14 protein-coding genes are annotated in these 14,580 nt (G+C 72.5%); 4 read left to right on the top strand and 10 right to left on the bottom strand.

From position 1 onward, the window contains the following. Positions 1-612: 612 nt before the first annotated feature. Positions 613-1,095, top strand: coding sequence for a hypothetical protein (locus tag DLJ49_RS17490; protein WP_115394839.1), 483 nt, complete (start codon positions 613-615; stop codon positions 1,093-1,095). On the opposite strand, the gene DLJ49_RS17485 is transcribed toward DLJ49_RS17490, so the two are convergent. Continuing rightward, positions 1,050-2,534: a Do family serine endopeptidase gene (locus tag DLJ49_RS17485; RefSeq protein ID WP_233489169.1), complete on the bottom strand. Its 1,485-nt coding sequence runs from the start codon at positions 2,532-2,534 to the stop codon at positions 1,050-1,052. The genes DLJ49_RS17490 and DLJ49_RS17485 overlap by 46 nt on opposite strands. Positions 2,535-2,770: 236 nt before the next feature. Between DLJ49_RS17485 and DLJ49_RS17480 the strand changes: the two genes are divergently transcribed. Then, positions 2,771-3,181: a hypothetical protein gene (locus DLJ49_RS17480; RefSeq protein WP_115394838.1), complete on the top strand. Its 411-nt coding sequence runs from the start codon at positions 2,771-2,773 to the stop codon at positions 3,179-3,181. Positions 3,182-3,219: 38 nt separating this feature from the next. Here the strand turns inward: DLJ49_RS17480 and DLJ49_RS17475 are convergent, their stop codons facing one another. From DLJ49_RS17475 to DLJ49_RS22185, 4 genes are all read right to left on the bottom strand, one after another. Further along, a complete protein-coding gene (locus DLJ49_RS17475; protein WP_115394837.1) occupies positions 3,220-4,581 on the bottom strand; it encodes an AI-2E family transporter in 1,362 nt (453 codons plus the stop codon). A gap of 132 nt (positions 4,582-4,713) precedes the next feature. Continuing rightward, positions 4,714-6,540: a sensor histidine kinase gene (locus tag DLJ49_RS17470; RefSeq protein WP_147277335.1), complete on the bottom strand. Its 1,827-nt coding sequence runs from the start codon at positions 6,538-6,540 to the stop codon at positions 4,714-4,716. 28 nt (positions 6,541-6,568) lie between these two features. Then, positions 6,569-7,123 carry an RNA polymerase sigma factor gene (locus DLJ49_RS17465; protein ID WP_255566798.1) on the bottom strand — a complete coding sequence of 185 codons (555 nt, stop codon included), beginning with the start codon at positions 7,121-7,123 and terminating at the stop codon, positions 6,569-6,571. A 245-nt stretch (positions 7,124-7,368) separates the two neighbouring features. Beyond that, positions 7,369-7,680, bottom strand: a complete 312-nt coding sequence (locus DLJ49_RS22185) for a NepR family anti-sigma factor (RefSeq protein ID WP_199533408.1) — start codon at positions 7,678-7,680, stop codon at positions 7,369-7,371. Positions 7,681-7,775: 95 nt separating this feature from the next. On the opposite strand from DLJ49_RS22185, the gene DLJ49_RS17455 reads away from it, so the two are divergent. Next, a complete protein-coding gene (locus DLJ49_RS17455) occupies positions 7,776-8,600 on the top strand; it encodes a response regulator (protein WP_115394834.1) in 825 nt (274 codons plus the stop codon). 46 nt (positions 8,601-8,646) lie between these two features. Here DLJ49_RS17455 and DLJ49_RS17450 read toward each other — a convergent pair whose 3' ends face one another. The 5 genes from DLJ49_RS17450 to DLJ49_RS17430 are packed head-to-tail and all read right to left on the bottom strand — an operon-like array spanning position 8,647 to position 12,654. Beyond that, the gene (locus DLJ49_RS17450; protein ID WP_115394833.1) at positions 8,647-9,345 is read right to left on the bottom strand and encodes an endonuclease/exonuclease/phosphatase family protein; all 699 of its coding nucleotides are present in this window, start codon (positions 9,343-9,345) and stop codon (positions 8,647-8,649) included. 9 nt (positions 9,346-9,354) lie between these two features. After that, positions 9,355-10,764, bottom strand: coding sequence for a cardiolipin synthase (gene cls / locus DLJ49_RS17445; RefSeq protein ID WP_115394832.1), 1,410 nt, complete (start codon positions 10,762-10,764; stop codon positions 9,355-9,357). Positions 10,765-10,808: 44 nt separating this feature from the next. After that, positions 10,809-11,915: a YihY/virulence factor BrkB family protein gene (locus DLJ49_RS17440; RefSeq protein ID WP_115394831.1), complete on the bottom strand. Its 1,107-nt coding sequence runs from the start codon at positions 11,913-11,915 to the stop codon at positions 10,809-10,811. Then, on the bottom strand, positions 11,915-12,379 hold the full coding sequence (locus DLJ49_RS17435) for a DUF4112 domain-containing protein (RefSeq protein ID WP_115394830.1): 465 nt from the start codon (positions 12,377-12,379) through the stop codon (positions 11,915-11,917). Before DLJ49_RS17435 ends, DLJ49_RS17440 begins: the two co-directional genes overlap by 1 nt. Positions 12,380-12,429: 50 nt before the next feature. Next, on the bottom strand, positions 12,430-12,654 hold the full coding sequence (locus DLJ49_RS17430) for a hypothetical protein (RefSeq protein ID WP_147277334.1): 225 nt from the start codon (positions 12,652-12,654) through the stop codon (positions 12,430-12,432). A 159-nt stretch (positions 12,655-12,813) separates the two neighbouring features. Between DLJ49_RS17430 and DLJ49_RS17425 the strand changes: the two genes are divergently transcribed. Continuing rightward, positions 12,814-14,451: a phospholipase D-like domain-containing protein gene (locus DLJ49_RS17425; protein WP_115394828.1), complete on the top strand. Its 1,638-nt coding sequence runs from the start codon at positions 12,814-12,816 to the stop codon at positions 14,449-14,451. Positions 14,452-14,580 lie beyond the last annotated feature (129 nt).

The raw sequence follows: 14,580 nt of genomic DNA, 5'->3' as shown, positions 1-14,580 counted from the left end.
TCAAGGTGTTGCAACCCGAACCTTTTCCGAAGATCGGCGGTGACCGCCAGCGTCACCAACGGCCGCGCGCTACGCTACGCCGGGGGCTCCGCGCGCGGCCTCCCACACCACCACCCGGGACACTGCCTCGGTTCGGCGCCGCAGCCCGGGACGCCCGGCAGCAGACGGGCAGGCGCCTCGGCCAGGTGCCATCGCTCCCGGGTGGGAGAGTTGAGCACCCCGAGCGGCGCGAGACATCGCCGGCCGATCGAGCAGGCCCCTCCCCGGCCCGCACCTGGAGGGCAGGGGCCGTGCCCGGATCAGCGGGCGGCCGCGTTTCGTCTTGGGCGGGATGCCGGCGGCCCGCGCCGATCCAGCGCGGTCATGCCCGTCGCGCACCGCGCACGCCGTCGCGCACCTTGTCTGTGTGGATAGACGACGCCCGACACCTGCCCACCTCGACCCGACCGGTTGCCGTAGGCTTGCCTCCGGTCGGCTGCGAGCAGGCGGGAATCCGCCGAAGCGGGGCCTCCGCACCGGTCACCTTCCCCTCGTTTCGCCTCCTCTTGCGAGAGGTTAATGCGGCCTGCCGCTGCCAACGCATCATCGGGACGAACAGCGGGAGGGCCACCCATGCTCGATGTCCTGATCCTCGAACCCGATCCCATCATCGCGCTCGATCTTTCCGAGGCTGTGCGCGCGGCCGACCGGCGCGCGCGCGTCGAGCTGGTCGAGACCGTCTCCGAGGCGTGCGGCCGCTGCGCAGGCAGGGCAGGGCTGACGCACGGATTCGTTCGAATGCTCTCGGAGAAGGAGCAAGCGGAGGCGCAGGACCTGGTCGCCACGCTCACCTGCAGCGGCGCAACGGTCGTGCTTCTCGGGGCCGAGGCGGTGCCCGAGGGCGTCGCCTTCCGGGGTCGGGTGACGTGCCTGCCGTTCCCCTTTTCGGCGCATCAGGTCGACAGGCTTCTCGGCACGCCGCCGCCGCCGCCGCCGACTGACGTCACTACCGGGCCAGCCTTGACCCGCCGCCGGGCCTGCCTGGCGGCGGGTCACATGGGCTTGGCGTCTCAGCCCTCGGTCGAGGCCTGCAGCCGCACCGGGACGAAGGCATAGGCGCCGTCGCGCCAGATCCGCAGCAGCAGGGGGCGATCCTCCTCCTCGGCCTCGGCGGCGGCGTCCCGCAGCGCGGACACTTCGGCAATCTGCGTGCCGCCCGCGGCGCTGATCACGTCGCCCGCCCGCAGGTCGGCCCGCGCGGCCGGGGTGCCGGGCTGCACCTGCGCCACGAACAGGCCGGTCACCTCGTCGGGCACGCCGGCCTGCTCGCGTGTCTCCGCGTCGAGCGGCGCGACCGACACGCCGAGGCGCGGTTCGTCGGGGCGGGCCTCGCGGTCGGGGGGCGTCGTGTCGAAGAGCGAGTCGGGCTGCTCGCCGATCGTCACCGACAGCGTCTGCCGCTCGCCGTCGCGCAGCACCGCCACGTCGACCGCCTCGCCCATCGGCAACTCGGCCACGGCGAAGGTCAGGTCGCGCGCATCTTCCACAGGTTGGCCGGCGATCTCGACGACTACGTCGCCCGGCTCGAGGCCGGCCTCGGCGGCGGGGCCGAGGTCGGTCACCTCGGACACCAGCGCGCCGCCCGGGGTGCCGGCTGCGCCGGGCGCGATTCCGAGCGCGGCGGCGAGATCCTCGTCGACCGTCTGCACGCGCACGCCAAGATAGCCGCGCTGCACCCGGCCCTCGGTGCGCAGGTCGTCGATCACCGACCGGGCGAGTTGCGAGGGCACGGCGAAACCGATTCCCACGTTGCCGCCCGAGGGCGAGAAGATCGCGGTGTTGACGCCCACCACCTCGCCCTCGGCGTTGAACAGCGGGCCGCCCGAATTGCCGCGGTTGATGGCGGCATCGGTCTGCAGGAAGGTGTCGTAGGGGCCGGCATTGATGTCGCGCGCCCGCGCCGAAAGGATGCCGGCGGTCACCGTGCCGCCCAGCCCGAACGGGTTGCCGATGGCGACCAGCCATTCGCCCACCTCGAGCTCGGTGCTGTCGCCCCACTCGACGGCGGGAAGCGTCTCGTCGGTATCGACCCGCAGCAGGGCGAGGTCGGTCGCGGGATCGGTGCCCACCACCTCGGCGTCGAGGCGGCGCTCGTCTTCCGTGACGATCTCGATCGTCTCGGCGCCGGCGACGACATGGTTGTTGGTCACGACAAGCCCGTCCTCGGAGATGACGAAGCCCGAGCCCTGACCGCGCAGCGGCCCCTGCTCGGCGTCGGGCTCCGGCACCGGCTGGCCGAAGAACTCGTCGAGGCCGGGGGGCAGGCGCGGCCCGCGGCGCGGTGCCTGCACCGAGGCGGGCACGGTCGAGAGGATGCCGACGACCGAGGGCAGCTTGTCGGCCACCATCTGTTCGAAGCCCGGCGGCGTGATGTAGGTGCCGGGGGCCGTGTCGGCGGACTGCGCCGGGAGCGGCTGTGGCGCGGCGAGCGCGAGTGCGGCAATGGCGGCGAGGGCACCGGCAGCCGGGCGGGTCATCGCAGGGCGATGGCGCATGGCATGTCTCCTTGCGTGCAGGTCGGGATGGATCGGCAGAACAATGCATGCACCGCGACCGTGTTCCGTCCGGGCGCCGTGCGGCGGGGCGGGCTCCGGCGGGGCGCGCGTCGCCGAGGCAGGGCATCGACGGGCCGGGAGCGGAACAGCCCCGGGCCAGCGGCGTTTCCGGCGCTGGAACGGGCGCCGGCGCCCCCTCCGCCATCAGCCGCCCGGCAGGATCGAGGAGCGAACGAATGGCACCCCACCGCACCGGACAGGCCGACAGCGCGAAGACCGGATCGGACCGCGACGGCGCCGACGAGCACGTGCGCGAGAGCGTCGTTCGCCCGTTTCGTGCGCGGCGCGAGAACGAGCCGGCGCTGGCGCCCTTCGAGACGGATGCCGAGGCCGGCAATTATGGCGGCACCTATGCCGGGCGGGCCGTCCCCCGCGACGCGCGCGGCAAGCCGGTCGATCCTGTGCCAGAGACGCAGGGCAGCGGCGATCCCGCCGATGTCCGCATCGGACCGGGCGATGCGGGCCGGCAGCGCAAGCCGCGCGTTCTGCCCGAGAGGAGGCAGGGCCGGTCCGACAGCTGGGGCCGCGCGCTCGCCGTCATCGCCGTGACCTTCGTGATCGTCCTGGTGATCGGGCTGCTTGTCTGAGGCGGCCCGCGGGTGACGCGCGCCGCGGCCCGCGCGCCTTACCGCCGCATCGAAGCCATCAACTCGTCTGTCGTCGTCTGGTTCGACAGCAGAAGCGCGACCGGGCGCAGGGCGGGAACGTGAGCGAAGGCCACGAGCAACGACACGGTCACCGGCACCGCCAGAAGCGCGCCCGCCACGCCCCAGATCCATCCCCACAGGAGGATGGCCACCAGCACGACCACCGGAGAGACGGCGATCTGCCGACCCTGCAATCGCGGGTCGAGGAAGTTGCCGATGATCTGCTCGATGGCGAACAGACCCACCGAGACCAGCGCCGCCGTCTGCAGGTCGCGGGTGACGAGCGCGTAGAGCGCCGGCAGCACGCCCGAGACCACCGAGCCGAGATTGGGCACGAATCCGAGCAGGAAGGTGATGACCCCCCAGACGAGCAGCAGGTCGAGCCCGAACAGCGAGAGCCACCCGACGTAGAGCAAGGCCGACAGCAGCCCCATCGCGGCCCGCACCAGCAGGAAGCTGCGCAGCTTGCGCGACATGGTGTCGAGCGCGTGCTGCCACGAGTCGTCGCCTGCGGGCCAGAGGCCCCCCAGCTTGCGCCGCCACGTCGGCCCTTCGCTGAGCGCGAGCAGCACGAGGAACACGACGATGATCGTGGCGCCGACGAAGGTGCCCACTGCCCCGGCGATGCGGCGGGCGAGGCTGGTAGAGGCCTCGACCGCCCATGTCGCCGCCGTCGAGCCCGCCTGGTTGACGAGGTCGCGCAGCGACTGCGGCAGCATCGGGTCGGAGAACGCGGTCGCGCCTCCGCCTGCCCCGTTCTCGGCACGTGCTTCGGCGTCGGAGGCACCCGCCGAGGGGTCCGCTGTCGCACTGCCCGCACCCTCGCCGGCGGGCGCGCCGCCTGCTTCCGGCTGCCCGGTCTCTCGGGGGGGCGATGGTGTGGCGTCGGCGGTCTCGCCCGCCCCGTTCGAGGGGGCGGCCGTCGGGGGTGTCGCCTCGGCGTCGCCGCCCCCGTACACGAAGCGGTCGACGCTCATCTCCTGCAGGCCGGGGGGCAGCAGGTCTTCCAGCGCGCCGGTGATGCGCGGCATCTCCTCGATCACCTGACGGGCAGAGTAGATCAGGCCGGCGAAGAACACGGCGAGCGCGAGCAGCAGCACCCCGACCACGGCGACGCGCCCCACCCACGCGAGCGGGCGCGGCAGGCGGCACCTGATCGCGCGGTCCAGGGGCGCGAGCACGACCGCAATCAGGATGGCCGAGACGATCGGCACGGTCACGACGGCCGAGGCACGCAGGGCCCAGCCGAGCAGCAGCGCAAGAATCGCCACTCCCACCCACAGCGCGGCCGGCTGTCCTGCGGGCCCACGCGGGCGGTCGGAAAGGGCGGTCTCGGGCATCGGCGCTCCGGCTTGGTCGGAAGGTGGCGGCGGGACGCTCCCCCGCGCCGTCCGCCGCGCCCGGGATCGCCCCGTGTCGGTGGTGCGAACAGGTCTGCCGGGGGGATGTTCCTCGGGCCCTGCTTGCCGCGGTCAGGCCGGCTTGGGCGCTTCGTCGCGCCCGAGGTCTGCCGCCGAGAAGGGACGTCGGCGGAAGGCCAGCCACGCCACGAAGGTGTCGCCCTCGCGCCCGGATGCCTGCGTTCCCCCGAGCTGCCGGGCGAAGCCCGCGATCAGCCGCCGCCCGAGCCCTTCCGGCGTCGTCCGCCTCACGCCGGGAGGGGCGCCCGGCGGCGCGTCGTGCCCGGCCGAGTTCTCGACCCGCAGCAGCACGCGCCCCGGCGTGCCGTCGTCGTCGCCCGCCTCCTCCTCGAGTGTGACGCGGATCCAGCGGCGGCCCCGTCTGTCTGGCGTCGCGTATTTCAGCGCGTTCGTTACCGCCTCGACGACGAACATGGTGGCCGGCAGGCTCTGGTCGGGCGTCATCCTGAGGGGCGCGAGCGTGGTGTCGATCTCGGGCAGGGAGCGCGCCCCGGACCCCTCCGGACCGGCGGTCGCGACCAGCGTCGAGACCACGTCGCGCAGCAGGCTGTCGAACTCCACCTGGCCCACGCTCGACGACTGGTAGAGACGGCGATGCACCGTGGCGAGGCTGGCGATGCGTCTGTTGATCCGCTCCAGCGCGCGCTCGGTCTCGGGCTCGTTCGCGGCGCGGACCTGCAGGTTGATCATCGACGAGATGATCTGAAGGTTGTTCTTCACCCGGTGGTGCACCTCCTTGAGCAGCACTTCCTGCTCATGCACGGCGTCGATCAGCCGCTGCTCGTCGCGCTGCAGCCGCTCGGCCATGTCGGCAAACGTCTCTTCGACCAGCGCGAGCTCGCTCGGAAGGCGCCGCGGCATCGGCCAGCGCGGCAGCTCGCGGGTGCGGCCGAAGTGGCGGATGCGGCTGCCGAGCGTGCGCACCGGCCCGATGAGCGACGACTCGATCACGCCGAAGATCAGCACCACGCTCGCCAGCCACATCAGCACCGGGTAGGCGGCGGGCCACAGAGTCAGCCCGCTGGCCGCCTCGGCCGGCGTGGGGCGGGTTCCCACGGCATAGGCGACCCCGTCGATGATCGGCTCCACCGCGTAGTCGCGGCGACGGCCCTCGCCGTCTTCGGCGGTGAAGGCGCCGCGCCCGCGCTGCGCCAGGTCGCGCGGGTCGAAGTCGGCCGGCATGAGCGCGCTCGTCTCCTCGATGGGGCCGATGGCCCCGAGCGGCCGGCCGGTCTCGTCGACGACGGCGAGGGCGATGTCGTTCTCGGTGACGTCACCGGGAAGCTCGATGTCGCGCGCGGTGATCGAGACACTGACGTAGCCGAGCATCTGCCCGCCATCGCCGAAGACCGGGTAATGGACGCTGATGACCGGCGCCTTCGACATCTCTCCACGTTGCGAGGAGGTCGCGAAGACGCGCGGCTCCTGCAGGGCTCGCTCGAACTCTGCGTGGTCGGAGAGGTCGCGCGCCTCGCCCGCCGAGATGCAGCGCATCACGCCCGCTTGCGGCAGGAAGCCCGCGAAGGAAAACAGCCTCTCCGAGCGCTCCACGACGGAGCGCAGGGTCTTGCGGCAGCTCTCCGTATCCCGCGCCAGCGTCGGCATCGTCGCGGCGAGGGCCCGGGCGGCGCCCAGCGTCTGTTCGGCGGCGGCGGCCTCGCGGCGGGCGATCTCGGCAGTGATCGCGTGAAAATTTAGGTCGCGCACCCGCTCCAGCTCGGCTTCGAGCCGGCGGGTCTGCTCGAAGGCGATCACCCCGAGCGGCACGAGCGCGAGCGACAGCAGGATCGCCAGCCGCATGGAGAGGCTGCGGCGCAGCCACAGCCCCCACAGCCCGTGGCGCTCCCGCCCGGCAGGTTCGGCGCGGCCGCCGCTCACCGGTTCGGCATGGGCGTCGGCGCCCCTATCAAAGTGTCGAGTTCCCATTGGACGAAACGACCGCCGCGGTGGCGTTGTCGGTCAGTTCCAGCGCCTCGGACTCGTCGATCTTCATCAGCTCGGCGAGGCGGGCGCGCCCGCGGTTGAGCCGGCTCTTGATCGTGCCCATCCGGACGCCGCACATCTCGGCCGCCTCCTCGTAGGAGTACTGCATCGCGCCGACGAGGATGAGCACCTCGCGCTGCTCGTCGGGCAATTGCTCGAACGCCTTGCGGAAGTCCTGGTATTGCAGGCGGCCATCGTGATCGGGCTTGCGCGCGATCTGCGCGGCCATCTCGCCGTCCTCGTCGGCGACCTCGCGCTTGGCCTTGCGCCGCTCGGAGTAGAAGGTGTTGCGCAGAATGGTGAAGAGCCACGCGCGCATGTTGGTGCCGGGCTTGTAGCTGTGGATGTTGGCCCACGCCTTCATCACCGTTTCCTGCACCAGGTCGTCTGCCCGGCTGCCGTTGCGGGTCAGCGAGATGGCGAAGGCGCGCAGCACCTTCATGTTGTCCACCAGTTCGCGCTTGATCTCGGGCGGCACCCGGCGCGTGTCCTCCGGCGGCGGGGCGCGCCCCCGCTTCGGCGCGGGCGCGGGCGCGCGGCCCTCCGGCCCGTCGGCCGGGCCGTGCCCCGCGGCATGGGTGGTCGCGTCCGTCGGTTCGCGTACGGGCACGGAAAGGCCGGCGGCTCCGATCGCTGCGGGCGCCGCCTGCGCGCTCCCGTGCCGCTCAGGGGTCGGGATCTCTTCGGTCATGTGTATCCTGTCAGGTCGCGTGTGGGGCCGCATCATCGGATGGCGCCGCTCAGGGCAGATGCCGCCATCGCGGCGGCGGCCTGCCCGACCGGAACCGAGCCGGCCGGAACCGAGGCCGCGCCGGCATGGGCAGAGCGATCCGCTCCGGGCGACCCCCCGCCGCCCTCGACCGATCCCCCGGCGTCGCCGCCGCCGCCTTCGCTGTCCTCGTCGTCGCGGTCGAGATCTTCGAGCAGGGCACGGAGCCGTTCCGGCAGGTCCTGCTCGACGTCCTGCTCGAAGATGCGGCGGAGGTTTTCGTCGATCTGACTTTCCGCCGCCCGCTGTGTTTTTCTGTTCGTCACGGTACGTGATCCCCTTCGAATTTTCACTCACGCGCGGGAACAAAACGGCGAAGGGGGCCGTTTGTTCCGTAAACAGGCAGTCAGGAAAGATCGAGATGTCCGATACCGAGACCGCCGCGCCTCTGGCGCGTGTCGTGGGCGATGTCCTTCCCTACCTTCGCAGGCATGCGCGCGCCCTGACCGGCTCGCAAGAAGAGGGAGACCGTTACGCGGCGGCGACCCTGGAAGAGATCCTTCGTGACCGCACTGTCCTGGCGAAGGACGGGCGCACGCCGAAGGTCGGCCTGTTCACGGCCTTCCACCGGATCTGGGACGGGGGCCAAGGCGACGTCGCGCCGCCGCCCGGAGCTGATCGCGGCGCCCGGGCGCAAGCCTTGAGGCATCTCTCCCGGCTGACGCCGCGCTCGCGCGAGGCGTTGCTGCTGCATACCGTCGAGGAGTTCACGCTCGACGAGTGCGCACGGATAATGGACGTCTCGCGCGACACCGTTGCCGACCTTGTCGACACGGCACGAACCGAGATGCACGAAGCCGTGCGCGGACGGGTGCTGGTGATCGAGGACGAGTCGATCATCGCGATGGATATCGAGGCGCTCGTGCGCGACATGGGCCACGAGGTGACCGGCGTCGCCGCCACCCGCGACGAGGCGGTGAGGCTCGGCCGCGACGACCCCCCTGACCTGATCCTCGCCGACATCCAGTTGGCCGACGACAGCTCGGGCATCGACGCGGTCAACGACCTGCTCGAAGGGTTCCCCGACACGCCGGTCATCTTCATCACCGCGTTCCCCGAGCGCCTGCTCACCGGCGACCGGCCCGAGCCGGCGTTCCTGATCGCCAAGCCGTTCATGCCGCCGCAGGTCATATCGGCGGTCAGCCAGGCGATGTTCTTCGCCTCGACCGAGACTCTGCGCGCCTGAGGCCGGGGGCCGAGACTGCCGGCCGGGTTGCCTGGCCGGCGCATCCTCAGCGCGGGCCGAACTCGGCCCAGACCGGCAGGTGGTCCGAGGCGATGCGCGCCGGCCCCTGCCGCTCTACCCCCGCGGACAGCGGCAGCAGGCCCCGGCCATGCGCGATCCGGTCGAGCGCGGCGACGGGGCGCGCCGCGTGAAAGCTGTGCCCGGGCGCGAGCACCGAAAAGCCGCTTTGCAGTGCCTCGAGCCCGCGCATCGCGTGCCACTCGTTGAAGTCGCCGAGTATCAGCCCGCGCGCCACCGCCTCGTCCGGCAGATGCTCCAGGATCGTCGCGAGCTGCAGCCGCCGCCAGCGCCGCAACAGCCCCAGATGCGTGCCCACGACATGCACCGCGCCGCCGAGCGCGGGCACCTCGATCTCGGCCGTGACCGCGCCGCGCGGCTCCAGCCCCGGCAGCGGAATGCGCGCGGCCTTGCGCACGGTCAGGCCGGGCGCGACCAGCAGCGCGTTGCCGTGCGAGCCGAGGCTCACGTCGTTGTCGGCCAGTTCCACCACCTGCATCCCCGTCTCGGCCTCGAGCTGGGTGCGGGGCAGGGCGGCGCGGCGCGCGCCGAGGCGCAGATCGGCCTCCTGCAGGGCAACGATGTCGGCGCCGAGATGTGCGATCACCGACAGCACGCGCGAGGGATCGCGCCGCCGGTCGAGGCCGACCGCCTTGCGGATGTTCCATGTCGCCACGCGCAGCGCCATGCCCGCCCCCTAGAGGATCGGCGCGAGAAGCCGCGCCCCGACCGCGCCCACCCGCCGGGGCATGGGCTGATCCCAGAGCCCCGTCTCGAGCCGCCCGGACCGCGCGAAATCGGCCTCGAGCATCGTCTCGACCCGGCCCGCGAAATCGGGATCGAACACCACCGCCATCGCCTCGAAGTTGAGGCGGAACGAGCGATTGTCGAGGTTGGCGGTGCCCACCGCCGCAACGTGGTCGTCGACCAGCACCGCCTTCTGGTGCATGAAGCCTTCGTGGTAGCGCCACACCTCGACACCGGCCTCGCGCACCTCGTCGAAATAGGCGAACGCGGCGAGCCATGGCAGGTAATGGTCGATCGCGTCGGGCACGAGCAGGCGCACCTCGACCCCCCCCAGGGCCGCGACCTTCAGCGCCGACAGCGTGTCTCCGTCGGGCACGAAATACGGCGAGGCGATCCAGATGCGCCGCTGCGCCGCCCCGATCAGCGACAGGAACATCAGCGCGCCCGATTCCATCCGGTCGGCGGGGCCCGAGGGCACGAGGATCGCCGTCGCGCCGCCCTCGCGGCCCGGCGCGTCCCAGTCGAGCGAGTCGATCAGCCGCTCGCCGGTGGCCCAGTGCCAATCTTCCACGAAGATGAGCTGCAGCTGCGACACGATCGGCCCCTCGACGCGCAGGTGGGTGTCGCGCCACGGCGCGAGCGGCGGCGCGCCCCGGCCCATGTATTCCTCGCCCACGTTCAGCCCGCCCAGAAAGGCCACCCGCCCGTCGGCCACCACCGTCTTGCGATGGTTGCGGTAGTTCAGGCGGAAGCGGTTGCGCGAGCCGCGCAGGGCGCCCGGCTCGAAGATCTGCACGCCGCCCTCGCGGAGCCGCTCGCGGAAGCGCCGGGTGAGGCCGAAGCTGCCGACGGGATCGTAGAGCAGACGCACCTCGACGCCCCGCGCCGCCGCCGCCAGCAGCCGCTCGGACAGCGCCGTGCCCATCGGATCGTCGCGCAGGATGTAGAACTGAACGAGCAGCGTCTCGCGCGCCGCATCGATCGCCTCGAACAGGGCGGGAAACGTCTCTTCCCCGTCGATCAGGAGCCGCAGGTCGTTGCCGGCGACCACGGGCAGGTCGGCCAGCGCCTCCATGCGCCGCATCAGCGCCGTGCGCTCCGGCGGCGCGTGGCGGGTGCCGTGCAGGGCGATGCCGGCCGAGACTTGCTCGCTGTCGCGGCGGGCGATCGTGTAGCCGCGATACCGGTGATGGCCGAAGAAGGCGTAGAGCGGCACCGCGAGATAGGGAGCGGCGAGCAGGAACACCGCCCACGCCACGGCGCCCTGCGCGGTGCGCGCGTAGGCGGCCGAGCGCCAGACGCAGTAGAACGCCGTGATCTGCAGGATGGCGCCCGCGATGACGAGAAGGCTGACGGTCATGCGGCCATGTCCGGCGGGGGGTGCAGGCTTGTCAATGAGCACGCTCAGGGCTTGCGCCCGAGCGTGTCGGCCATGTAGGCGCCCCGCTCGCCCATCGGGCGGACCCTGCCGCGGGTCGTGTCGCGCCGCGTCTGGTGCTCCATCTCGGCGTTGAGCTGTGCGCCCACCAGCACGACGAAGCTCGACAGCCACATCCAGAGCAGCAGGATGACCACGCCCGCGATGGCGCCGAAGGTGGGCTCGTAGCTGCCGAAATTGCGCACGAGGAATGAGAACAGCAGTGACCCGCCGAGCCAGACGACGGTCGCGCCCACCGCGCCGGGGCTCACCCAGCTCCACCGCGGGGGGCGGCGGGCAGGGCCGTAGCGGTAGAGCAGGCCGAGGCCCGCCAGCACGAGCAGCGCGATCAGCGGCCACCGCCCCCACCTGACGATCAGGTCCGTGCGGTCCCCGAGGCCAATGGCCTCTGCCAGCGCGGGCACGACAACCGTCAGGCCAAGCGCGAGCAGGGTCAGCACCATCAGCACCGCCGTCAGCCCCAGCGACACCACGTTGCGCAGCACGATGTTGCGCGTCTCGTGCTCGGCATGGGCCATGTTGATGCCGTCGATCAGGTTGTCGACGCCGCGCGAGCCGAAGAAGAACGAGACCGCGAGCGAGATCAGCGCGGTCAGCCCCAGCGTGCCGGTCTGCCGCTCGGCAAGGCGCGCGGCCTGGTCGCGGATCACCGCGACCGGCTGCGAGGGCGCGACGCCGCCGAGCCCTGCGATTTGCCGCTCGACGATGCCGGGCTCGAACAGGATGCCGGCGAGCGAGGCGAGCGTGGCAAGGGCCGGGAACAGCGACAGCAGCCCGAAGAAGGCGACGCCCGCCGCCATCAGCGAGACGTAGTCGCGCCCGATCCGGGCGCCGACGCGCATCAGGATGTCGCGCCACCCGGCCGGAGGGATGCCCGGCGGCCGCCACGCTGCCCGGCCTCGCCCCGCCATCTCGCTGCCGGCGCGGTCGCCGGCCGGTTCGGTGCCCTGCGTCGGGTCGCCCCCCGGGGCGGGGCCGGCCCTTTCGCCCGGCCGGTCGCTTCGCGCGTGCGGCGGCAGATCGCGCCGGTCGGGCGCGATGCCGGGAGGGCTGTCTTCGGAGCGGGGTGCCATCAGCGGAGGGGCGTCACGGCCTCGCCGAACTCGGCGCGCAGGAGATCTATGTTGCGCAGATTGCCCTTGAAGCCGATGTCGAAGAGGTCGCCCACCAGCGGCACCGAGCCGATCACGTAGTCGATGCCGGTGTTCACTGCCATCCGCCCCAGCGTTCTCTTGCGAGCGCCCAGCTGGTGTCCGCGGACGATCATGTAGGCCGAGGGCAGGGCGGACAGCGTGTCGCCGATGCCGGGGATCAGGCCGATCAGCCCGTCGACGCCCACGCGAAAGCCGGTGAAGGGGATGCGGAACCGCGCGTCGAGCGTGTGCGCCAGCCGCGCGAGGCGGGCAAGCTCGTGCTGGCGCTCGCGGTCGCGGGTGTCAAGGCGCGGCCTGTCCGGTCCGATGCCGCGGCGGGTGTCCTGCGTCGCCTCGGCGCCGCGGTCGAGCCGCGCGTCCTGGCGGGCGAGGGTCTGTTGCATGCGATTACCTTTCGTCGGCAGGCCATGCCCGCGGCGGCGGCGAGCGCGCGTCAGCGCGGCAGGCCTGCGCCGTCCTGATCCGCGTCCTCTGTGGCCTCGATGGCGGGGCCGTCGGGCGCGGGAACGGGTGTCGCCTGCTCGTCCGCGGGAAGACGCGGCAGTATCAGGACGACGACGATGAGGATGGCGGCGACGCCCAGCGCGACGGCGATACCGACGAGCGCGGGCACGTGGCGCCTTGCCTGCTGTTCGGTGTGATGTTCCGGTGGTGACATGCCTCTCCCTTCTCGTGGTGATGCGAACGTGCTCCGCGCGGAGAGGTTCCCCGGCACGGAGCGGGCGTTGCCCTGCCGCATCCGCATGGCCGCCGGAACATTCCCGGCCGTGCCGCGTCGGTTTCGTGCCGGATTGCCGGCGCGAGGGAGGGGTGTTCATTGACGTCCGAACGCACCGGGGCGGCCCGGCGCCAGATCGCCGTGGAAGAGGAAGGCGGCGGCCTTTCGGGCGGATTCGATGCGCGCGGCCACAGCCCGGACGCGCTGCCCGACCTGCGGGTCATGCTCACGGCGCGCGAGGCGTTCCCCTTTCTCGAACACATGTTCCTGACCGCGCAGAGCCGCGTCTCCTGCGGCTTTCGCGTGTTCTCGCCCGAGACGCCGCTCGTCTCCGACGAGGCGCGCTCGGTGGGCGAAAGCTGGGCCGATCTCGTCGCCCACACCCTTGGCCGCGGCGTGCGCGTCTCTCTGGTGCTGAGCGATTTCGACCCTGTCGGCGCCCCGGTCATGCACCGCATGACTCACCGCAGCATCCGGTTGTTCCGGGAAGCGGCCGAGGCGGCGGGCGTGGCACGCGGCCTCGAGATCGACGGGCACCTGCACCCGGCCAGGGCCGGGTTGCCCTTCCGGGTGCTCTTCGCCCCGCTCGCGCACCGCTACCTCGCACGTATCGCCGCGCGGCTCGAGGCGCAGGGGGCGCGCATCCGCGATGCGCGGCTGGCCGACAGCCCGCGCCTTGCCCGTCTGCTCGAGATGCGCGGCGGCAGGCTGAGGCCGCGCCGTCTCGCCCTGCCCGTGCTCGCCCCCTGCACGCACCACCAGAAGGTGGCCGTGGCGGATGGCGAGCGGCTCTATGTCGGCGGGCTCGACCTCGACGAGCGACGGCTCGACACGCTCGAGCACGACCGCGCCGCGGGCCGCACCTGGCACGATGTGGCGCTGGCCTTCACCGGCCCGGTCGCGGCGCATGCCGAGGCCCATCTCGACGCTTTCCGCGACGAGGTGGCAGGCCGCTCGCGCCCGCCGGCGCGCGACGGCTTTCTCCGCACTCTGTCGCGGCGCCGCCGGGGCCTCGGGGCACTGCGCTTCGGGCCACGGCCCGTCGTCGCCGAGCTGCACGACCGCACGCGCGGGGCGGTCGCACGCGCCGAGAGCCTCGTCTATCTCGAGTCGCAATTCCTGCGCGATGTCCATTTCGCCCGGGCGCTCGCCCGGCGCGCACGCGAGGCGCCGCGTCTGGGCCTGATCGTCGTTCTGCCCGCCGCGCCCGAGGACGTGGCGTTCCTCAACGATACGGGGATCGGGCAACGCTTCGGCGAGCACCTGCAGGCCAAGAGCCTCGACATCCTGGCCCGCGCCTTCGGCGACCGCGCCGCCTTCGTCTCGCCGGCGCAGAGGCGCGGTGTGGCGCCCGACGGCACGCGCGCGGTGCTCTGGGGGGCGCCGATCGTCTATGTCCACGCCAAGGTGTCTGTCGTCGACGCGCACACCGCGCTCGTCTCGTCGGCCAATCTCAACGGCCGCTCGCACCACTGGGATACCGAGGCGGGCGTGGCCCTGCGGGACCCCGCGCAGGTGGCGCTGTTGCGCGACCGTCTGATGGCGCACTGGCTGCCGGACGACGCGGGGCCGGAATTCTACGACCCCGCACGCGCGCCCGGCGCCTGGCGCCGGCTGGCGGAGGACAATCGCGAGACGGCGCCGCATGACCGGCAGGGCTTCCTCCTGCCGTATCCGAAGGGTGTGCCGCGGCGCTTCGGCAGGCCGGTGCCGTTCCTGCCGCAGAACCTGATGTGAGGGCCCGGCGCCGCCGCCGCGGGGCGGGATGCGGCGGTCCGCGCTGCGTGGGAGTGGTGCCGGCCGGCCGGCTTGCCGCGGGGCGCCGGCGCACCTGCACGGGGCGGCCGTCGGCGTGGAGCGTGAGGT

This window comes from Rhodovulum sp. 12E13, from assembly GCF_003340565.1.
GTDB lineage: Bacteria > Pseudomonadota > Alphaproteobacteria > Rhodobacterales > Rhodobacteraceae > HLUCCA09.
The sequence above is the reverse complement of the archived record's forward strand: the minus strand, read 5'-3'. Positions and strand labels throughout refer to the sequence as shown.